We start from the raw sequence: 20,624 nt of genomic DNA, 5'->3' as shown, positions 1-20,624 counted from the left end.
TGCTGACCGGGTCAGACGCCGAGTTCCGCGATGAGGCCTTCGATGCGGGTCTTGATCTCGTCGCGGATGGGGCGGACTGCCTCTACTCCCTGGCCGGCGGGGTCGTCCAGGGTCCAGTCGAGGTAGCGCTTGCCGGGGAAGATGGGGCAGACGTCGCCGCAGCCCATGGTGATGCAGACGTCGGAGGACTGGACGGCCTCGACCGTCAGCACCTTGGGGGTCTCGGCCGCGAGGTCGATGCCGACTTCCCTCATGGCTTCGACCACGGCGGGGTTGACGGAGTCGGCGGGGGCGGATCCGGCGGAGCGGACCTCGACCCTGTCGCCGGCGAGGTGGGCGAGCCAGGCGGCGGCCATCTGGGAGCGGCCGGCGTTGTGGACGCAGACGAACAGGACGCTGGGCTTGTCGGACACCGTGATGGTTCCTTCTCTCGGGGAAACCAGACCCTGGTAACATATCAGCCTATGCTGATATCACTTGACACTGACGTGATCAAGCTCCTCGCCGATCCCCTGCGGGCGCAGATCATCGGCTTGCTGGCGCGGGAGTCGCTGTGCGTCTGCCACCTCGTGGAGGAGACCGGCGCCCAGCAGACGAACGTCTCGAATCATCTGCGCGCCCTGCGCCAGGCGCGGCTCGTGACCACCGAGCGGGTCGGCCGGTTCACCTACTACCGGCTCAGGCCCGAACCCCTCGCCGCGCTCTCCGCACAGCTCGGCGAGCTCGCCGACGCCGCCCGCGCCGAACCCCCGAAGAGGCCCTGCCCGTGATCCCCTCGCTGCCCCGCCGCGCGTTCGCCGAGGCGCTCGGCACCCTGCTCCTCGTGACCGTCGTGGTCGGCTCGGGGATCATGGCCCAGACCTTGTCGCCGGACGACGTCGGCCTCCAGCTCCTGGAGAACTCGACCGCGACCGTGTTCGGCCTGGCCGCGCTGATCCTGATCCTCGGGCCGGTCTCCGGCGCGCAGTTCAACCCGGTCGTCACGCTCGCCGACTGCGTGCTCGGCGACCGTCCGGTCAAGGAGCTCGCGGTCTACGTCCCGGCGCAGATCGCCGGGGCGATCGGCGGCTCGGTCCTGGCGAACCTGATGTTCGACCTGCCCGCCGCCACCGCCTCCACCACCGACCGGACCCACGGCCACCTGTGGCTGGGCGAGGTCGTCGCCACCGCAGGGCTGATCCTGCTGATCTTCGCGCTGGTCCGCACGGAACGCGGCGCGGCCATCCCCGCGGCCGTCGGCGCCTACATCGGGGCGGCCTACTGGTTCACCTCCTCCACCAGCTTCGCCAACCCGGCCGTGACGGTCGGCCGCGCGTTCACCGACACCTTCGCCGGGATCAGGCCGGGATCCGTCCCGGGGTTCGTGGTCGCCCAGCTCGTCGGCACGGCCGTCGGTATCGGGCTGGTGCTGGTCCTGTATCCGCGGGGTCAGGTTTCGGACGCCGGAGAGGTCGAAGCGCTCGCCGAGCAGCGTCCCTAAGGGCTGGTGTCCGGAAGGTGGGTCCAGTCGGGCAGGCGGTCGAGGGACCAGTGCCGCCTGACCTGGGCGACCGTGGTGAGGGCGTTGCCGCCGATCTGCCCGATGCGGTCGCGGGTGTGGGCCAGGTCGTCGAGGGACGCGCCGTGCTCGTCCGAGGTCAGGGTGGTCTGGTTGACGCGGTGGGCGAAGATCCCGCAGACGGTGTCGAGCCGGAACAGATGGCTGGCGAAGACGAGCGCGTCGGGGGCCGCCTGGGTGAGGACGCGTTCGCCGAGCAGGCGCAGCGGACCGTACTCGGGGACCGCCTCGGTGCGGATCAGATCCGGGAGGCGCCCGTCGGACGCGCCGCTGAGCCGGACCAGCTCCCTGGCCACCAAGATCCCGGTCATCTCGGCCAGCGGCACCCCCTGTCCGCGACCGCGCGACACCTGGCTGACCCCGGCCCGCGCCGTCCGCAGCAGATCGCGGGGGATGCCGCCCGCCAGGATGTTGAACAGGGCGGTGAACGGCACCGGCAGCCCGATCACCCGGGAGCTGAGCAGCAGGGTCGAGGCCCCGAGGTCGAGGGGCGACAGGCGGATCGTCTCGTCGATGGCGCTGTCGAAGGCGTCCTTGCCGCGGCCCAGGCCGGCGCTGCGCAGCGCCTCGTCCGAAGCCGTGATCACGAACAGGCAGTGCGGGACGTCGAAGACGGCCTTGAGCTCGTTGAGGAACTCCGCGGCCTTGTCGGGCGGGTGGATCCGGTCGAGTTCGTCGACGCCCACGACCAGCCGCAGGCTGTGCCGGCGGGCCTCGTCGGAGACCTCCGCCAGGAACCCGCAGAGCGCGTGCACGATCTCCGGGTAGCTGAGCGGCTGACGGGCCGAGCTCACCGAACGTTTCCTGGCCAGCTTGACCGACTTCCAGCCGGCCTCCCACCCGGTCTCGCCGCCCACCGTCTGCAGAAACCGGATCTCCCGCAGGTGCCGCTGGGCGGGCCGGTGCAGCCGGGCCAGCGCGGGGTGGCGGGTCGCCTCGCAGACCTGGGTGAACAGATGGAGCATGAACTCCCGGCGGTCGTGCACCACCGGCGCGCTCACCTGGATGCCGAGCACCGACGGCTGGGAGCAGAAAGTCCGGAGCAACTGGGACTTTCCGACGCCGCGCGGGCCGGCCAGCGCGATGCTCCCGCCGTCCATGCCGTGGGTGACGGCCCTGAGGTCGTCGTCCGCTGACGTCCGGGAGTGCTGCGGGGTGGCCCGCACCCGCTGGAGTTCCGCCGCGTCATGCGCCCCGATCCGCAGGACGGTGCCGTACTGCGGCACCAGCATCCGGTTCAGCGCCTCGCGCAGATTCCCCAGCAGGGCCCGCGAGACCGCGTCGCGCCAGGCTTGGGCCGTTTCGCCCACCCGGCCGCGGAACCGGGCGCGGTCCAGGTGGAACGCCGCGAGGACCGCGCCCATGAGGATCGGGGTGACGGTGAGGAAGACCCACCAGCCCCACGGGTAGGCGTCGGTGTCCTTGTTCGAGGGCGCGTTGTGGTCGTAGATCCAGGCCAGGTCCTGCGACGCGAAGCCGAGCGCCGCTCCGGGCGCGAACACCAGGGCGAGCGCGACCGGCCATTCGTCCTCGGTGGAATGTTCGACGTAGTCGGCGTAGCCGGTGAGCGCCACGACGATGCCCACGATGATCGAGATGATCACGACGCCCGTGATGACCGCGAGGAGGGTCTGCTTGCCCAGCTCCGTCATCAGCAGGGCCTTCTTCTCCTTGAGCGCGTCCTCCTTGGCGACCGACCAGCCGACGAGCACGGCCGCCCCGAAACAGGTGACGGCGACGAAGGCCACCGACGCGACGAACCACGGCCGCAGCCGCCTCCACCGGCGGGCGGCCGCGTAGTTCGCCTCGGCGTCCGCCGCGCCGTCCAGGACGAGGTTCTTCGCCTCCTCGTCCCGGATCTCCGCTTCCAGCCTGGTCCGCAGCGCCTGCTCGTACTGGGTCGGCGAGCCGGTCCGCCCCAGCAGCCCCGCGAACTCCTCCGCCCGCAGCCCCTCGGCGACCGCGTCGTCGAACACCCGCCCACGCGTCAACCGCGCCACCCGCTCACCTCCCGGAGCCGCCACAAGATGATCTCCTCAGCAGAGTTCATCCCGTCTTCCGCCGATTCCGCAGCCCTCCGGCGAAGACGACCGGAAGCGGCCGCCGGTCAGGAAACCGGTGCGCGGGTCAGATGGTCGCGGAGGTGGGTGATGACGTCGCGGGCGTCGGCTTCGATCCCGGACAGGAAGGTCGAACGGCGGCGGCGGAGCACCGGGAGGGCCAGGGCGTAGAGGCCGGGGGAAGGGGTGACGCCGCCGTCGTGGCGGAGGCGGCCCTTGGGGTCGAGGACGGGGACGTTCAGCCAGGAGTGGTCGGGGCGGAAGCCCGTCGCCCAGACCACGGTGCGGAACTCGCCGCGCCGCAGGTCGACACGGAGCCTGGTCGAGGCGGGCAGAGCGGTCGGCGGGAGACGTTCGCCGCCGCCGTCGCCCGCCCAGGCGTCGAAGGAGTCGAGGAGCCGCTCCAGCTTGAGATCGCCGAGGGCGGCGACGTTGCGCAGGCCGCCGGAGAACAGGGCCTCGCCGTCGCGGACGGCGGCGAGACGTCCGACCAGCTCGACGCCCAGACCCGTCAACGCGTTGAGGTCGAGGGTCTCGGTTCCGCCCGCGAGCTGCGGCGACGGCAGCCCGCGAGCCCGTTCGAGATCGTCGAGCTCGTCATGGCGCTGATCCCACAGACCGGAGGACTCCATCCACCACAGGACGTCGCGGCCCCGGTAGCGGCGCGGCATCCGGACGTGCTCGCCCGTCGCGAGGGTGACGGGACGGCCCGAACGCCGCAGCTCCGCGGCGAGCTGCACCCCGGTGGCCGACGCCCCGACGACGAGCACACCGCCGTCCGGAAGCCCCGACGGATCCCGGTAGCCGAACGGCGTGATCTGCTCGACGCCCGCCGGAAGGTCGAGGCGCGGCACGACCGGGACGTTGCAGGCGCCGCTCGCGAGGACCACCGTCCGGCAGCGGATCACCCCCTGGTCGGTCGTCACCTCGTAGCCGCCGCCGACGGGCTCGACCGAGGTGACGGTCACGCCCGTCCGGACGGGCGCGGCCGACACCTTCGCGTAGCCTTCGAGGAAGTCGGCGACCTCCCCCGCGGTCTGGTAGCCGTCCGGGTCGGGGCCGTCGTAGGCGTGGCCGGGCAGCCGGGTCTGGCTGTTCGGGGTGAGCAGCCGCAGCGAGTCCCACCGCTCGCGCCGCCAGGAGTTGGCGACCTCGCCGCGCTCCAGGACGACATGGTCGAGGGACGCGGCGGTGAGGAAGTGGCTCGCGGCGAGGCCGGCGTGCCCGGCTCCGACGACGACCGTCGTGACGTGCTCGATGGTTCTGCCCTACGCGACTTCGACGGTGACGTTGGTGGGGTTGGTGAGGGCGTCGTAGACGGCCGAACGCTTCTGCGACTGGGCGACGAGCGCCTGGATCTCCTGCTCGGTGGCGTCGGCGTCGATCGTGAAGGTGACCTTGATGTCGTTGAAGCCGTTGCGGACGTCGGCGTCGGCGCCGAGGATCCCCCGGATGTCGTGGGCGCCCTCGACGGACGCCTCGACGGACCTGAGCTGGATGCCGCGGTTCTGCGCGACGGACGCGACACCGGCGGTGAGGCAGCCGACGAGCCCGACGAGCAGGTACTCGATGGGGGTGACGCCGTTGTCCTCGGCGGCGAAGACGGCCGGATGGTCGGCCTCGAAGACCGATTCCTCCTTGTGGGACTGCTCCTGGCCGAGGCCGAAGAACGGCTGGATGCGGGTGGTGCTGTGGACTCCGTCGCGCCAGGTGGAGGTGGCCTTCCAGGTGAACTGGGCGGCTTCGGGGGCGGCCTTGAGCGCCTCGCGGGCGTCCAGCAGCGCCTGGACGTTCACTCCGTTGGAAACAGTGGTCATGGGTGCCCGTCGCTCCTCGTGCTTATTGCCTTGATTCCCTACATGATTACTTGACAATACACCTGGTGGGGCGGGCACCATAGGGGTATGGAGGAGCATCCGAAGACGATTTCTGCGGGCTCCGCGGGGACCGTCGAGACCAGGTATCTCGACCTTCCCGAACCGGTGCGGCTGGACTGCGGGCGGTCGCTCCACCCCGTCCGGGTGGCCTACGAGACCTACGGCGAGCTCTCCCCCGCCCGCGACAACGTGATCCTCGTCTGCCACGCGCTCAGCGGAGACGCGCACGCCGCCGGGATCTCCCGCGTCCCGTCCGCCGGCAGCACCCGTGACGGTTTCGGCGCCGACGGCACCGACGGCACTGCCGGTCTCGGCTGGTGGGACGGCATGATCGGCCCCGGCAAGGCGTTCGACACCGACCGCTTCTTCGTCGTCGCGACCAACCTCCTGGGCGGATGCGGCGGCACGACGGGGCCGTCCTCGACCGACCCGGCGACCGGGCTCCCCTACGGGGCGGACTTCCCCGTCGTCACGGTTCCCGACATGGTCCGCACCGAACGGGCCTTCCTCGACGCCCTCGGCATCACACGGCTCGCGGCCGTCGCGGGCGGCTCGCTCGGCGGGATGCGGGCCCTCGAATGGGCCGTCCGCCACCCCGCCGACGTCGACGCGATCATCGTGATCGCCAGCACGCACGCCCTCCACCCGCAGGGCGTCGCCTGGAACGCGATCGCCAGAGAGGCGATCCTGCGCGACCCCGGCTGGCAGGACGGCCGGTACTACGGCACCGGCCGCCGTCCCGACGCCGGGATGGGCGTCGCCCGGATGGTCGGGCACATCACCTACCTGTCGCCGGCCGCGCTGGAGACCAAGTTCGGGCGGCGCCTCCAGTTCGCCGACGAGCCCCGCCACACACTGACCGAGCCGGAGTTCGAAGTCGAGAACTACCTGCGCCACCAGGCCGAAGCGTTCGTCCGCCGCTTCGACGCCAACACCTACCTGTACACCTCGCGCGCCCTCACCTACTTCGACCTGGCCCGCGAACACGGCGGCGGCTCCCTCGCCAAAACACTGGAAAGGGTCAGGGCGCGGACCCTGCTGATCTCGTTCAGCTCCGACTGGCTGTATCCGCCGTCCGCGTCGGCGGAGATCGCGGACACGCTCCGGGCGCTCGGCAGGCCCGTCGAATCCCACGTGATCGACGCCCCCTACGGGCACGACTGCTTCCTGCTGGAGGAGGCGGCGCAGACGCCGATCGTCCGCAGGTTCCTCCACCGCGAAAGAGAGAGCACGTGACCGCAGCAGAGCAGGACCGCGCGTTCGGGTTCGAGACCCGGCAGCTCCACGCCGGGCAGCGGCCCGATCCGAACACCGGGGCGCGGGCCGTGCCGATCTTCCAGACGACGAGCTACGTGTTCGAGGATCCGGAGTCGGCGGCCGCCTACTTCAACCTCCAGGAGTACGGGAACACCTACTCGCGGATCATGAATCCGACGGTCGCGGTGTTCGAGGAGCGCGTCGCGAACCTGGAGGGCGGGGTCGGCGGCGTCGCGTTCGCCAGCGGCATCGCCGCGCAGGCCGCGGCGCTGTTCACGCTGCTGGAGCCCGGGGATCATGTGGTGGCGTCGTCGGCGCTGTACGGCGGGACGGTCAACCAGCTCAAGCATCTGCTCCGCAAATCGGCCGTCGCCCTCGACTTCGTCGACCCCGACGACCCGGACGCCTGGCGCGCGGCCGTCCGCCCGCAGACCAAGGCGTTCTTCGCCGAGACGATCGGCAACCCGGCCGGGAACGTCCTCGACATCGAGACCGTCGCCGGCATCGCCCACGACCACGGCCTCCCCCTGATCGTCGACAACACGTTCGCGACGCCGTACCTGTGCCGGCCGATCGACTGGGGCGCTGACATCGTCGTCCACTCGGCGACCAAGTTCCTCGGCGGGCACGGCACCAGCATCGGCGGGATCGTCGTCGAGGCGGGTACTTTCGACTGGTCCAACGGGCGGTACCCGGTGGTCGCCGAACCGTCCCCCGCCTACCACGGGCTGAAATTCCATGAGACGTTCGGCATGTACGGCTATCTGATGAAACTCCGCGCCGAAACACTCCGCGACCTCGGGGCGGCCCTCGCCCCGCTCAACGCGTTCCTGTTTCTCCAGGGACTGGAAACACTGTCGTTGCGGATGGACCGGCACGTCGCGAACGCCACGACCGTCGCGGAGTTCCTCGACGCCCACGACCTCGCCGCCAACGTCAGCCATCCGGGGCTGCCGTCCAGCGCCTACAAGCCGCTCGTCGAGAAATATCTGCCGCGCGGCGCGGGCGCCGTCTTCTCCTTCGCCTGCGCGGGCGGCCGCGACGGCGGCCAGAACCTCATCCGCGGGCTGTCCCTCTGGTCGCATCTCGCGAACGTCGGCGACGCGAAAAGCCTCGTCATCCACCCGGCCAGCACCACCCACCGCCAGCTCGCCGACACCGAACTCGCCGCGGCGGGCATCGCGCCCGGCACCGTCCGCCTCTCCGTCGGCCTGGAATCCATCGAAGATCTACTATGGGATCTGGAGCAGGGCTTCGCCCACGTCCGCAAGGGAGTCTCCGCATGAGCCGCCAGAACCCCCTGGACATCCAGCGGATCCTCACCACCGCCAGGACCGTCGCGATCGTCGGCCTGTCGGGCAACGAACTGCGGGCCAGCAACTTCGTCGGCTACTACCTCCAACGGCACGGCTACCGCGTCATCCCGGTGAACCCCCGCGAACCCGAAATCCTCGGCGAACGCTCCTACCCTTCCCTCCTCGACGTCCCGGAACCGGTCGACGTGGTCAACGTCTTCCGCGCCCCCGACGCCCTGCCCGCCATCGCCGCCGACGCGGTGACGATCGGCGCCAAATCCCTCTGGTGCCAGTTCGGCGTCGTCAACGAGGAGGCCAACCAGATCGCCGAGTCAGCCGGCCTGACCGTCGTCGCCGACCTCTGCATCAAGATCGAACACGCCCGCTACAGGGGCCGCATGCACTGGCTGGGCTTCAACACCCACCGCATCACCTCCCTCAGATCACAAAGCTAATTCCGCCTTCGAGTCTCGGTGCCGGGATTCCGGTAGGCGGCGGGCTCGCCAGCAGGGCTTCCCTCAGGTCGGGACGGCGGAGAAGATCAACGAACTCCGAGCCGAGGACGAGCTTGAGCCCGTCGCTGTGGGCTTGCCGGAGCATGGCCTGGCAGACGTCGACCATAGGCCGGTTCCAGATCAGGTGGATGAGATTCGTCTTCTCCCGCTCGTCCAAGCGGCCGTCGGCGCGGAGCCATTCACGCAGGTGGAGCTGGAGATCGTATGCGACCCACATACGGCCTTCTGGAAGACGCCTTTCGTTGAGGCCGCACACATTGATCGTGGCGGTTCCCTTGGCCGTCTCGGACATGTATTCCCCGGTACTGAAGGAGAGTTCGAGATGGTCGAACGGGTCCTCGGCCGTCGGGTCGATGAGCAGCGGGCAGCCCTGCTCGTCAACGGGGAACTGGTCGCGCTTGAAATGGCTGTTGCAATGGGTGCAGGCCAGCAGATGGTTCAGCCAGTCGAATGTGCGCAGCGGATTGCGGGACACCGGTTCGAAATGGTCGATGGCGGTTCCCGCACTGTCTCCGCAGAACATGCAGTACTCACGGCCGGGGGCCATGCTCCGCAGAACATCGTCCAGTTGCTGGCGGGTGTTCCTGCGGACGGTCGTGTGCTTCCACAGCTCCTGGGCACGTTTCTTACGCTCCGCCGCCTTGGCGATCTCTTCGGTGTATCCGGCCATGGCCGTGACGACCGTCGGGGGCAGGGGGTGCCGGTCGATCCGGATCATTCGCCGGCCGCTCCCCCGTCACGCAGCACCGCACCTAGCTCGAGACTTCGGGTGGCGGGTGAACTGCGTAGTTTCTTCCTGATCGCTTGGTATTGAACGGTCTCGGCCTCCGTCGCCGTCCCCTTGATGACTTTCAGCTCGAGTCCTGTCAGTTCGCGCCGCATCCGGCGGGCGACGGTGGAGAACGTGGAATCGATCCCGAAGATCTCCGAGACGACGGCGTCGTCGGCGCTGCCGTAGACGACCCGTTCCCAGAGGTCCTCCGAGACCACCTCCGGGCTCGCCTCCTCGTCCGGGCCGGGAAGGCGGATCAGCCCGCCCGGGTCAGCGTCCTGACAGACGTAGGGACTGTGCGTGGTGACGATGAACTGGACGTTCGGGAAATGCGTCTTCAACCACCAGCCGATCCGCTTCTGCCAGGCGATGTGCAGGTGCGCGTCGATCTCGTCAATGATGACGACCCCGGCCGCCGGAACCGTCGGAGTCTCCTCGTCGTACGCGATCGCGAGTTCGGCGAACGCGTCGTGGATCTGCTTGAGAATGTCGACGACCAGCGCGACGACCGTTCGGTAGCCGTCGCTCATGCCCGTCAGGGGAAAGCTACGGCCACCTTTGACGACTTGGAGCCCGTCAGAGTCGACACGATCGAAGGTGTGCCCGTCGGGAAGCATGTCGTCGGAAAGGATCTCAAGGACCACCTCGACGAGCTTCGCAGCGGCCTGGTGCCCTTCAAGGGCTCTCGTCTTCTGCTCGATCAGCCACGCGACGCCCTCCGATAGCGCGGCGTCCTCGTAGAAGAGACTCGCGAATCTGGCGACCTGACGAGGCCCTCGCACCAGGCCCCGCGCATCGCCGGAAAGCCTCCGGAACGGGCCGTACGCGGCGCAGAACCAGCCGTGTGGGTTCTGGAACCACGGCCCCTCCAGGGCCTTCGGCTCCACGAACCGGTCGACAGCGAGATAGGGCTGCGTGCCGACGAGGCTGAAGTCGTCCGGCAGCCTCCAGGTCAGACCGAGCGCGGGGGCGGTGATGGGGTTCTCCCCGTAGGTCGGCTGGCCGCCGATCGACCATTTGTCGTCACGGTCATAGGCGATGGCGATCATCGCCCGTGCCTCGGACGAACCTGTGCTCACCCAGTTGGCGAAGTCCGGCATCAGAGCGAGGGCCGTGTTCGGGCCACCGATGACGAGCGCGATCGCTCTGAGCAGCGAGGTCTTGCCCGTCCCGTTCCGACCGGCGAGGACGGTCCAACCGGCGTAGGTGCCATCGGGACGCACGAAGCTGAGGTCCACGGAACGGGGCCCGGTGAAGCCCTTGATATCCCTGAGCCGCACGCGCGTGATGTACACGGAGCGGACTACGGCGGTCTCGCTAGTCTTGGCGGGAAGACCAAGGTGAACGCGGTACGCACGGAGGCGGTAGGCGGATGACCGAAGTGGCGGCGCGACTCGCGGTCGAGCTGGATGACCAGGGCTTTGACGCGGGCGTCGAAGCGGAGACCCTGTCCGCCGCCCATTTGCCGTTCGACCCCAAGCACATCAAGGTCACCACCGAACCGATGGTCGTCAGCAACCTGCTGCGACGCCTCGAGAAGAACCGTCTCGACCTCCAACCGGACTTCCAGCGTCTGACCGGCGTGTGGGACGACACCCGGCAGAGCCGCCTCATCGAGTCGCTGCTGTTGAAAATCCCGCTGCCGACGTTCTATATGTCGGAGGGCCCCGGTGACGCTCTCACCGTCGTCGACGGCATCCAACGGCTCAGCACGATCGCCCGCTTCGTCAAGCCTGGGCTGACCGACGCCGAGCCGCTCCGGCTCAAGGGCCTTGAGTACCTCGACTTCGAGGGCAGAACCTTCGATGAGCTGCCGGATGACCTCCAGGACGACATCCTCGAGGCCAAACTGACGGTGAACCTCATCATGCAGGGCACCCCCGAGCAGGTGATGTTCAACATCTTCGCCCGGATCAACACCGGTGGGCAGCCGCTGAGCCTCCAGGAGCTTCGGCACGCCCTCATCCCGGGCAGGACGCGAATCCTGCTGCGAGAGCTCGCGGATTCCGAGGCGTTCTTGACGGCGACGCAGCACAGCATCAGCCCGACCCGCATGGCCGACCGTGAGATGGTGCTGCGCTTCCTGGCGTTCCGGCTCACCGACCCGTCCGAGTACCGCAAGGGCGACCTCGACGCGTTCCTGCGCGACGCGACCCACAAGCTCAACAACGTCGACGAGCCGACGCTCGAACGGCTCAAGGAAGAATTCCACGCCTCAATGGCGCTAGCCGCCGCGATCTTCAACGAGCACGCCTTCCGCAAGCTGTACCGCGGCCAGACCCGACGGCAGCCCATCAGCAAAGCCCTGTTCGAAGCGGTGTCCGTCGGCCTCGCCGACAACCTCCCGGACCGCGATGTTCTGATCGACCAGCGGTTCGAGGTGCAGGAGCGCTACATGGACCTGATGGAGGACGTCGACTTCTTCCAGTCGATCTCGGTCGGTATCGGCGACACCGGCCGAGTCCAACGCAGGTTCACCACGCTGCGCGAGATGTTCCAGGAGGTCGTGGACGAGGCCCGCTGATCCGGTTGGATGGGCGGGTGGAGAAGTACGCGGAGCTGCTGGGGCGGCTCGGAGATCTGAAGGTCGCGCTCGGGGATTTCGCGATGGGGCCGAGGTTCCGCAAGGAGCTGCAAGCGTATGTCTCGGAGCGGCTCGACGGGTTCGAGGACGAGTCGCAGGTGAACACGCTGATCGACACGTTCGTGCTGCAGGTGCCAGTGAAGGGCGGCGGGACGGTCGTGGAGCGGTTCGCGGCGACGCATCCGGGGTTGACCGGCGAGGAGCGGGAGCTGCTGCGGTCGTGGACCGACCCCGTCCAAGGCGTCTTCGAGATCGTCGAGCGGACGGGCGACGGCGGTGTCGTCGGGCGGAACCTGTTCAACGAGCTGACCTACGTGATCCGCTCCAACATGGGGGCGGCCGGTCTGGCGGCGTTGGATCCCGGGGTGCTGTTCGCCGGGAGGCTGGCGCCCGTCCTGGACGACTGGATGATCACCGGTCCGGCGCTCGTCTACCGGACGCCCGTGGAGAAGGCCCAGATCAGGGCGCGGCTGCCGGAGTTGGTGCTGGCTCATCCGCGCGAGGTGTTCCGCAATCCGGAGAAACTGGCGGCCGGGCGGGAGATGCAGGCGGAGCAGCGGCGGGCGTTCCTCGACCTGTACGGGGACGATGTGCTCATCGTCCCTGCCGGGGAGGCCCCGGTGCGGGCGGCGGCCGTCTACCGGCGCGTCCAGGAGTGGCACGGGGTGGCGGACGCGTCGGTGCCGCCGATGCCGTTCCCGGAGGAGTGGGACGCCGCCGACAGCGTCGCGCTGATCTTCGACGAGGTGGACGGGCTCGGCTTCTACCTCCACTACGCGAAGGCACAACGGGCGTTCGCTGACCCGGCGTTGATCGCGAAGCGGGAGTTCCGGGACGTCGTCACCGCCTACCTGCGGGACGAGCCGAGCCCCGTCCCGATCTCGCGGCTGGTGCGCGACGCCGCCCCCGCCGACGTCGACAAGGTGTTCCAGAAGCTGCTGAACAAGCCGGGCTTCGGCTGGGACCGCGACGGCGAGCAGCTGCTGCGCCGCCACAAGGCATCCTGGTACGACGATCCGCCGCTGCCCCGCACCGTCCCGGCCCCCGCGGTGGAGGCGCCACGGCCGACCGCCCGTCCGAAGCCGAAGCCGGGCCCATCGCCGCTGCGGGCGGTGAACGAGACCGCCGCGTCCGCCCCGCTCATCGGACGCCTCGTCGCGTTCACCGGCTGGCTCGGCGCAGGCCGCAAACTCACCCAGAAGGGCCACCTGACCCTCAAGGACGCCCGCGAGCTGGTCGCGCTCCTCACGACGGCCGACACCATCGACCCGGTGATCGGCGACAAGGTGTGGAAGACGCAGTCGAGCGACGACCTGTGGGGCCTGCGGAAGGTCGTCGGCGTCGCCAAGGCCGTCCGGCTGGCGCGCGTGACGGGCGGCCGGCTCGTCCCGGTGAAGAAGAACGCCGCCCTTCTCGACCAGCCCGGCGAACTCCTGGGCACGATCCTCACCGCGCTCCCCGGCCTCGCCCCGGCCCTGTTCCCTGACCGCTGGGAGAGCCTGACCGGCGAGGAGTTCGACCGCGTCGCCCCCGCCGTCCTGTCCCGCCTGTACCGCGCGAACGCCCCGGTGCCCCTGTCCGACCTGAAGGACCTGGCGTGGACGGTAGCGACGACCGCGTACTGGCTCGACGACATCCCCGACGTCAAGCTCGGCACTCTGCGGAGCTTCGGCGACCGCGACGTCCGCATCCTCGCCGAGACCCTCCATGATCTCGGCCTCACCGCCGCCGCGGACCCGATCACCCTGTCGGATCTGGGCCGCTACGTCCTGGCCCGCCATTTCGGCGCCCCGCTCCCCGGCGACCCCGTCCACCAGCTGAAGATCACCCTGGACGGCAGTGCCGACCCGCAGATCTGGCGGCGCGTCCTCGTCCCCGCGACGGCGCCCCTCACCCGCCTCCACACGATCATCCAGGATGCTATGGGCTGGGAGTTCTCCCACCTGCACGCGTTCACGGCCGCCGACGGCACCACCTACACCGAACCCGGTATGCACGACCTGCCGTTCCTCGACGAAACCGGCGTCAACCTCTCCGCCCTCGGCCGCCGGTTCACCTACGAGTACGACTTCGGCGACGGCTGGACCCACACCATCGAAGTCGAAGCCACCCTCCCCGCCGACGAAAGCACCGCCTACCCGCTCTGCACCGCCGGCGCGGGCGCCTGCCCACCGGAGGACTGCGGCGGTATCCCCGGCTACTTCCACCTCCGCGAAGCCCTCGCCGACCCCCACCACCCCGAGCACGCCCACTACCTGGAGTGGCTCGACCTGTACTCCCCCACCGACCTCGACCCGGCCGCCTTCGATCCCACCGAAGCCAACAACCGCCTCGGCTGACCCGCATCCACGTTCCCGCTGGGACAACTCGGCCCCCGCCCTGGAACCGACACATGCCAGTGGGTGGCGGGAGCCGGGAACGGGGCACCGTTATCCGGCCTCGCCGCCGTTGTCCTCCTGCGACCGCAGCCGGGCGACGAGGTCGTCCCGGCTGTCTTCCATGAGGGTGTTCCCCCGGGTCTCGCTCACTTCGTCGGGCGCGACCGTGACCCGCCGCGTCGCGCATTCGGCAGGGGAGACTGGGGGGAGGGCGAAGGGGAGGGACCTCCCCCGGTGGCGAAGGGTGCACGCCATGCCGGACATCAGCACGGGCGCAGGACTGCGCGCCGAGCGCGAGGCACGCGGATGGTCGCGGGCCGACCTTGCGCGCCGTCTGCGCGCGGTGGCCAACGAAGCGCTGCCGTCGGACGCCAGCCTCATGGACATGATCAAGCAGTGGGAGGCGGGCAAACACGAGCGGAGCGCCCGCTATCTCCAGCTCTGCCACAAAGTATTCGCTCCGCCCGCCGTACCGGCTGTCGACGATGAGATCGAGGCGCTCGGCCTCGCCCGCCGGGTCGCCGCCAGCGACGTCGGAGAGGAGACACTCACCCACCTGGAACTCGCCTTCGAGGACCTGGCCACCAGCTACTCCCGCACCCCGCCCGCCGAACTCCTCGGCCGAGTCCGCCGGCACCTCGCCTACGTCGGACGGCTCCTCGACGGACGTAAGACCCTTGGCCAGCATCGCCGTCTGCTCGTCACGGGCGGCTGGCTGTCCCTGCTCGCCGCGACCTGCCATGTCGACCTGCACCAGCGGCCGACGGCAGGCGCGCGGTTGCGGACCGCCGTCCAGCTCGCCGAGCAGGCAGGGCATCCTGAGATCACCGCGTGGTGCTTGGAGACCGAGGCGTGGCAGGCCCTGACCGATGGCGACTACCAGCGCGCCGTGACCCTCGCGCAGGCCGCGCAGGGCATCGCGCCGAAGGCGAGTTCCGCCTATATCCAGGCGTCCGCGCAGGAAGGGCGGGCCTGGTCGCGGCTCGGAGACCACCGGCAGACCCATCTCCTGCTCGACCGGGTGACCGGCATCGCGGGCGGCCTGGCCACGCCCGACAGGCCCGAGCACCATTACCGGTACGACCCGGCCAAGGCCACCGCCTACGCGGCCACGACCCTCGCCTGGCTCGGAGACCCTGCCGCCGAGCCGCTCGCCCGGCAGGTCCTCGCCCACATGCAGGCGCCGCCCGACGGGCCGCCCCGTCTTCGCCGCGCGGCGTCCGCCCGCCTTGATCTGTCGCTGGCGCTGATCGCTTCGGGTGAGGCGGACGAGGCCGCGCGCGAGACGCTGACGGCCGTCACGAGCGGACTGCTCGTCCCGTCGAACTACTGGCGGGCGGCAGAGGTGATCGACGCCGTCGAGACCAGGCGTCTGCCCGAGGCCGCAGACCTGCGCGAGGCCTACCGCGACTTCTGTTCGCCCGCTCCCCCCACCGACCTGCCGGAGACAAACTGACCGTCGCCTACGCGGCGCGACGTCTTCACTTCGACGGGGCCGGCTTACCGACCCAGCGTCGTACGCCTGACCCACTCCGAGTAGTACGTGGACCCGTCAACGGGCGCCGCGGTGAACTCCGCGGCCCCGCCCCACGGGTGGACCTCAGCGAGGTGCCGCTCCAAGTCGGTGCGCCGTTCGCTGGTCGTCTTCAGCTGGACGACCCACTCTTCGCTCTCGCCGAACTCGCCGTTGTGCCACCACGCCGCCGCGACCGGGCCTGTCACCTGGCCCGATGCGGCGAACTTGTTGTGTACGGCGGAGCGCAGTACGGCCAGCGCCTCGGCTCTCGTACCTGTGGCCGTCGTGACGTTGAGGATGTCGGTCATGAAACGAACCTATGCCGGGCATGACCAAACCAGGGGCCACCTAGCCGTCCACCGAACCGGCCTCGCCGTCCTGCACACGCTCTCAAGGCCTGGGCGCACTCCAGTCCTGTCGCGAAACCACCGACCCCATCGACATCTCCCTCACCTGGGAGCAGCTCGACCTCGACATCGACTGAAACGGCCGAGAGGGATTTGGGCGGGTCTAGGTCGCGATCTCCCAGATGTGTCCGGCGGGGTCGCGGAAGCTGGCGGTGCGGGGGCCCCACGGGCGGTCCATGGGGCCGTTCAGTAGTTCCACGCCGCGTGCTTGCAGGGTTGCGCAGAGCGCGTCGACGTCGTCGACGTGGAGGGTGAGCTGGAAGCGGGAGCCGGAGTCCGGTGGAGCCACCGTCGCGGGTTCGATGAGTTCGGGAGCCGCCTCGACCCGCAGCAGATTGATCAACATGCTGCCGAACTTGAAGACCGCCGAGTCGTCGTCCGCGAAATACACGGGAAGCTCGAACGCCTCCCGGTAGAAGCGCTTACCCGCCTCCAGATCCTCGAAGAACAAGGTGATGGCGGCAACGCCCGTCGGCCATGCTTCCACGTCAACCCTCCTTGGCGAGGCCACCAAGTTACTCGCCGGCTCGGCTCCGTGGCCATGAGATTCCGCTAGGTGAGGGGGGTTTGGTCTGTTTGGTGGGCTAGGGCTTCTAGTTCGAGGAGGGCGTGGTCGGTGGCTGTTTCGGCGGCGAAATCGGCGGCTAGGCGTTGTGCGGAGCGCAGGTAGGAGGGGTCGGTGAGGACCTGGTGGACGGCGGCGGCGATCGTCCGGGGTGAGGCGGTTTTGCGGATCGTCTTTCCGGCTCCCAGGAGTTCTATGTGACGGGCCACCTCGATCTGGTCGCGGCCTAGGGGCACGCAGACCAGGGGGACGGCCGCGGCCAGGGATTTGACGGCCGTCCCGTGGCCCGCGTGGGTGATCGTCAGCGCGGCGTGCCGCAAGGCGGCGCTGTGCGGAGCCGAACGGGTGACGAGGACGTTCGCGGGGGCCTTGACCGTGGCGGGATCCACCGCGGGACCGGTGGTCAGCAGCCCGCGGACCGGCAGGGTTCCCAGCGCCTCGGCGATGCGCTCCAGTACGTCGCGCTGGTTCATGAACGACGAGCTCAGGCCGACGAGCACCAGCGGGGCGTCGCCCTCGGGCAGCACGAGCTCGTCCGTCCAGGCCGGATCGTCCAGCCGCGCGCCGACATGGCGCACGTTCGGCGGGAAACGACGGGCCTCGTGGTCGAGGGAGCGCGGCGACAGAACGAGCATACGGTCGACGCGTTCGAACGCCTCGATGACGGAACCGACCGGCGGCAGGCCGAGGCCGGTGCGGGCGGCGTTGACCGCGGGAAGCCCCTTCTTCCAGGGCAGGACCGCCAGACCGGCGACGGCCTTGTCGCGGAGCCGGCCGAGCGGGCCTCGCGCCGGAGCGAACCCGGGGCCGAAAGGCGGCGCGCCCTCGGCGGGCAGCGGGTAGATGGTGGTGACCAGGGAGGCGAGCGGAACCCCGGCCGCCTCGCCCGCCGCCAGCGCCCCCACAAGCACATAGTCGGCCACCAGGACGTCGGCGGGACGGGCGCGCAGCTCGGCCGCGGTGTCGCGCGCGTAGCCGGCCGCCGGGCCGCAGACGATGTTGTCGCGCAGTCTGGCGAAGGCACCGATGGGAGTACGCGCCTCGAAGTCCCGGATGACGTCCTTGGCCGGATCCGACGGATCGCCGTTGGGCGCGGTCGTCCAAGCGATGTGCTCCAGCCCGGCGGCGGCCACCTCGTCGCGCAGGCCGGCGTCGGCGAGGACGCGCACCCGGTGGCCGCGCTCGCGCAGAGCCCGTCCGACCGACAGGACGGGCGGCACGGCCCCACCTCCGGACCAGACGGCGAACAGGAAGTCCTTAGACATCGGTGCTCCTTCGGGGGTCGATCGAGATCAGCAGATCGTGCATGGCGCGCTCCGCGTCCTCGCGCGGCAGGCCGAGGTCGAGACGCCACAGTTTCCAGAGGTAGACGTCGGTGGCGGCGTAGTGGAGGTTCAGTGCGTGCGCCCGCGCCGGCCCCTGCCCGGGAAGACGGTCGGCGAACACCCGCTCCAGCCAGGCACGGTGCTCGCGCCGGGCGTGGGCGGCGGCGCGCTTGGCCAGGGGGACGCGGTCCATCTGCGCGATCCAGAGGACGTTGGCCTCGGGATGGCTCTCGTAGTCGTCGAAGAGCACCGCCACGATCGCCGGTACGTCTCCGACCGGGGCCTGACGCGCGTCGAGCGTCTGCTCGGCGATCCAGTCGGAGACGGCCTCGGCCAGCCCGTCCTTCCCACCGAAACGATTGACGACGGTCTGTACCGATACGCCCGCTTCGCGAGCGATGTCCTGCAGCGTCACCTCGTCATGCCAGTGCCGCGCCCACAGCGTCGCGGCCGCCTGCATCACCCGCAGCCGCGTCACCTCCACGGCCACCGCCCGTGAGCCCATGCTGTACCGCCGCCTACCCTCACTTTCCATGGACTGATCATTACATTCAATTGACCCCCAAGTCCACCCAAAACAGGCCCGTCTTTCGCTTCCGCTCAGACTCCGTTCGATGGGAGACGGCAGCCGTCTCCGGCATTCGGCGCGGCCGCAGGCACGATCGAACTCACTGAGGAGAGCCGCCGTGCACCGAGCCAGGCCCGCCGGCTCGCCTGGGGGCGGTGAAAGATGAACAATTGGTACTTGTCGGCTCTATGCGGGTGTGTCCCCTTAGCGTGATCCTCGGTTGGGGCGGGGTGGCGGAGGGCGGATGACGAGTCAGATGCTGGAGCGGCGACAACTGCAGGTCGAGCCGAAGTGGTCGCTGCTCCGTGCGCTCGCCGAACGGCGGCTGCTCAGCCTCGTCGCCGCGACGGCCGTCGGGCTGACCGTGCTGGCCGTCACCGACCGGTTGAGTGTTCCGCTCCGGCCGATCCGCACCCTGCAGGGGGCGATCGCCTCCAAAGCCGACTACCTCGACGATCCCGAGGTCAGGAGGCTGCTGCTGGGGCACAACCTGCGGGTCGTGCTGACGAAGACGGGGTCGCGGGAGATCCCGCTGTACGGCACCGAACGGTACGACTTCGCGTTCCCCTCAGGACGTCCGTACGGGCTGAAACTCGTGCAGCATCTGCGGGCGAACCGGATGCGGGCCGAGGAGTACCGGCCGTTCGTCAGCCCGCTGGTCCTTGGCAGTTTCCGCGCGTTCGCGAAAGCGCTGACCAGGGCGGGCGTGGCCGAACCGGTCGGCGGGACCGCCGACACGGCCCTCTACTTCACCCTCGACATGGGCGGATATCTGGATCTGGTGGGCCGGCGAACCAGCTGGAAGGGGCTCGACGGAAGCCTCAACAACAACGGCTGGATCGCCGCCCGGACGTCCGATCTGTGCACGTCCAACGGATCCATCACCTATCTGGGGCTCGTCGCCTATGTGCGTCAGCGGAACCAGGTCACCGGCCCCGCCGACGCGGAGGCCGTCGCCGAGAAGATCCGCGGGCTGATGCAGGTCGACGCGCTCGCCGACGACGACCTGTTCCTCAACTACAAGTCGCCCAGCGGGCCGAGCATCGCACCGATCGTCGCGATCTACGAACACCAGTATCTCGCGTTGCAGCTCGAACGCAGAGCCGCCGGCAAGGAGATCGACCGCGACCGGGTGCTCCTCTACCCGAACCCGCAGATCGTCACCCAGCCCGAGCTGATCTCGCTGCGCGACGGCAGCGGCGCCGACGAGCTGGGCCGCCTCCTGCAGACCGACGAGCCGCTGCGCCGACGCGCCGTCGAACTGGGTTTCCGCCTGCTCGACAAGCAGGCGTTCGGAGAGGAACCCGAGCTGGACGCGCTACTCACCCGCCGCGGCATCCCGCTGCCGCCGTTCCGCGACCTGAGATCCGACAAGACTCCGGGCGGCCGCGCCGAGGCCGACGAGACCATCGCCGACCTGCCCAGCGCCGACATCCTGGAAACGATGATCGGGAAACTCCTCCCCGCCTGCCGGCGGCTGCCATGACGCGCCCGCGGCTGACCGCAGTCGCCATCCTCCTGCTCCTCGTGGTCGGCCTGGCCGTGACCTGCTCCCCCAGGGACAGGCCGACGACCGTCTCGGTGCTGGCCAGCTCCGACCTGCGCGACCTCGAACCGGTCCTGCCGGAGATCGAGGAGGACACCGGGCTGCGGCTCGCGTTCGACTACGCGCCCACCCTCAGCGACAGCGAACTGGAAAGCGGCCGCTACCACCACGACCTGGCCTGGATCTCCTCCGACCGGCTGCTGAAGCTGCGGCTCCAGGCCGCCGGGATCCCGGTGCCGCCGCGGGTCAGCACGATGCTGTCGCCGGTGGCCGTCGGGCTGGCCCCCGAGGCAGCGGCCCGGCTCCGTCAGATGGCCGGGCACACCGAGCTCACCTGGGCCGACATCGCCGACGGGGCGGCGCGCGGGCTCCTGCGGTTCGCGATGGCCGACCCGCGCACC

General features: G+C 69.8%; 20 protein-coding genes. 10 read left to right on the top strand and 10 right to left on the bottom strand.

From position 1 onward, the window contains the following. Window positions 1-11 precede the first annotated feature (11 nt). A complete protein-coding gene (locus tag ACYVE7_RS02520; RefSeq protein ID WP_460362881.1) occupies window positions 12-419 on the bottom strand; it encodes an arsenate reductase ArsC in 408 nt (135 codons plus the stop codon). Between the two features lie 45 nt (window positions 420-464). Here ACYVE7_RS02520 and ACYVE7_RS02515 point away from each other — a divergent pair, with 45 nt between their 5' ends. Continuing rightward, a complete protein-coding gene (locus ACYVE7_RS02515) occupies window positions 465-770 on the top strand; it encodes an ArsR/SmtB family transcription factor (protein ID WP_460362837.1) in 306 nt (101 codons plus the stop codon). Next, window positions 767-1,480: an aquaporin gene (locus ACYVE7_RS02510; protein WP_460362835.1), complete on the top strand. Its 714-nt coding sequence runs from the start codon at window positions 767-769 to the stop codon at window positions 1,478-1,480. Before ACYVE7_RS02515 ends, ACYVE7_RS02510 begins: the two co-directional genes overlap by 4 nt. Here ACYVE7_RS02510 and ACYVE7_RS02505 read toward each other — a convergent pair. From ACYVE7_RS02505 to ACYVE7_RS02495, 3 genes are all read right to left on the bottom strand, one after another. Next, on the bottom strand, window positions 1,477-3,582 hold the full coding sequence (locus tag ACYVE7_RS02505) for a hypothetical protein (protein WP_460362833.1): 2,106 nt from the start codon (window positions 3,580-3,582) through the stop codon (window positions 1,477-1,479). The genes ACYVE7_RS02510 and ACYVE7_RS02505 overlap by 4 nt on opposite strands. An 83-nt stretch (window positions 3,583-3,665) precedes the next feature. Then, a complete protein-coding gene (locus ACYVE7_RS02500) occupies window positions 3,666-4,877 on the bottom strand; it encodes a flavin-containing monooxygenase (protein WP_460362880.1) in 1,212 nt (403 codons plus the stop codon). 9 nt (window positions 4,878-4,886) lie between these two features. Next, window positions 4,887-5,435, bottom strand: coding sequence for an OsmC family protein (locus ACYVE7_RS02495; protein ID WP_460362831.1), 549 nt, complete (start codon window positions 5,433-5,435; stop codon window positions 4,887-4,889). An 87-nt stretch (window positions 5,436-5,522) separates the two neighbouring features. Here ACYVE7_RS02495 and metX point away from each other — a divergent pair, with 87 nt between their 5' ends. From metX to ACYVE7_RS02480, 3 genes are read left to right on the top strand one after another with little or no spacing between them, the layout of a single operon-like run. After that, window positions 5,523-6,731 carry a homoserine O-acetyltransferase MetX gene (gene metX / locus ACYVE7_RS02490; protein WP_460362829.1) on the top strand — a complete coding sequence of 403 codons (1,209 nt, stop codon included), beginning with the start codon at window positions 5,523-5,525 and terminating at the stop codon, window positions 6,729-6,731. Continuing rightward, entirely contained in the window at window positions 6,728-8,038 is a 1,311-nt protein-coding gene (locus ACYVE7_RS02485; RefSeq protein WP_460362827.1) for an O-acetylhomoserine aminocarboxypropyltransferase/cysteine synthase family protein, read from the top strand. Before metX ends, ACYVE7_RS02485 begins: the two co-directional genes overlap by 4 nt. Beyond that, a complete protein-coding gene (locus tag ACYVE7_RS02480; RefSeq protein WP_460362825.1) occupies window positions 8,035-8,502 on the top strand; it encodes a CoA-binding protein in 468 nt (155 codons plus the stop codon). Before ACYVE7_RS02485 ends, ACYVE7_RS02480 begins: the two co-directional genes overlap by 4 nt. Here the strand turns inward: ACYVE7_RS02480 and ACYVE7_RS02475 are convergent. Both ACYVE7_RS02475 and ACYVE7_RS02470 read right to left on the bottom strand, forming a co-directional pair. Next, window positions 8,486-9,232: an HNH endonuclease family protein gene (locus ACYVE7_RS02475; RefSeq protein ID WP_460362823.1), complete on the bottom strand. Its 747-nt coding sequence runs from the start codon at window positions 9,230-9,232 to the stop codon at window positions 8,486-8,488. The two genes, ACYVE7_RS02480 and ACYVE7_RS02475, sit on opposite strands and share 17 nt — an antisense overlap. Window positions 9,233-9,276: 44 nt before the next feature. After that, window positions 9,277-10,614, bottom strand: a complete 1,338-nt coding sequence (locus tag ACYVE7_RS02470) for an AAA family ATPase (RefSeq protein WP_460362821.1) — start codon at window positions 10,612-10,614, stop codon at window positions 9,277-9,279. Between the two features lie 92 nt (window positions 10,615-10,706). Between ACYVE7_RS02470 and ACYVE7_RS02465 the strand changes: the two genes are divergently transcribed. From ACYVE7_RS02465 to ACYVE7_RS02455, 3 genes are all read left to right on the top strand, one after another. Further along, a complete protein-coding gene (locus ACYVE7_RS02465; RefSeq protein ID WP_460362819.1) occupies window positions 10,707-11,858 on the top strand; it encodes a GmrSD restriction endonuclease domain-containing protein in 1,152 nt (383 codons plus the stop codon). 17 nt (window positions 11,859-11,875) lie between these two features. Beyond that, complete coding sequence (locus ACYVE7_RS02460; RefSeq protein ID WP_460362817.1) at window positions 11,876-14,257, top strand: IS1096 element passenger TnpR family protein; 2,382 nt, start codon at window positions 11,876-11,878, stop codon at window positions 14,255-14,257. Between the two features lie 292 nt (window positions 14,258-14,549). Further along, entirely contained in the window at window positions 14,550-15,752 is a 1,203-nt protein-coding gene (locus ACYVE7_RS02455) for a helix-turn-helix domain-containing protein (protein ID WP_460362815.1), read from the top strand. A 44-nt stretch (window positions 15,753-15,796) separates the two neighbouring features. Here ACYVE7_RS02455 and cutA read toward each other — a convergent pair whose 3' ends face one another. The 4 genes from cutA to ACYVE7_RS02435 all read right to left on the bottom strand — a co-directional run bounded on the left by cutA (window position 15,797) and on the right by ACYVE7_RS02435 (window position 18,599). Beyond that, window positions 15,797-16,120 carry a divalent cation tolerance protein CutA gene (cutA, locus tag ACYVE7_RS02450; RefSeq protein ID WP_460362813.1) on the bottom strand — a complete coding sequence of 108 codons (324 nt, stop codon included), beginning with the start codon at window positions 16,118-16,120 and terminating at the stop codon, window positions 15,797-15,799. Window positions 16,121-16,322: 202 nt separating this feature from the next. Next, the gene (locus tag ACYVE7_RS02445) at window positions 16,323-16,706 is read right to left on the bottom strand and encodes a VOC family protein (RefSeq protein ID WP_460362811.1); all 384 of its coding nucleotides are present in this window, start codon (window positions 16,704-16,706) and stop codon (window positions 16,323-16,325) included. Between the two features lie 65 nt (window positions 16,707-16,771). Continuing rightward, window positions 16,772-18,049, bottom strand: a complete 1,278-nt coding sequence (locus tag ACYVE7_RS02440; protein ID WP_460362809.1) for a glycosyltransferase — start codon at window positions 18,047-18,049, stop codon at window positions 16,772-16,774. Next, complete coding sequence (locus tag ACYVE7_RS02435; RefSeq protein WP_460362807.1) at window positions 18,042-18,599, bottom strand: TetR/AcrR family transcriptional regulator; 558 nt, start codon at window positions 18,597-18,599, stop codon at window positions 18,042-18,044. Before ACYVE7_RS02435 ends, ACYVE7_RS02440 begins: the two co-directional genes overlap by 8 nt. A 322-nt stretch (window positions 18,600-18,921) precedes the next feature. Between ACYVE7_RS02435 and ACYVE7_RS02430 the strand changes: the two genes are divergently transcribed. Then, window positions 18,922-20,163 (top strand): hypothetical protein, encoded by a 1,242-nt coding sequence (locus ACYVE7_RS02430; protein WP_460362805.1) that lies wholly within the window; start codon window positions 18,922-18,924, stop codon window positions 20,161-20,163. Further along, window positions 20,160-20,624 (top strand): hypothetical protein (locus ACYVE7_RS02425; RefSeq protein WP_460362803.1); only part of this gene is annotated, 465 nt, incomplete at its 3' end. The genes ACYVE7_RS02430 and ACYVE7_RS02425, both read left to right, overlap by 4 nt.

It is taken from the genome of Actinocorallia lasiicapitis (assembly GCF_054778695.1).
The sequence above is the reverse complement of the archived record's forward strand: the minus strand, read 5'-3'. Positions and strand labels throughout refer to the sequence as shown.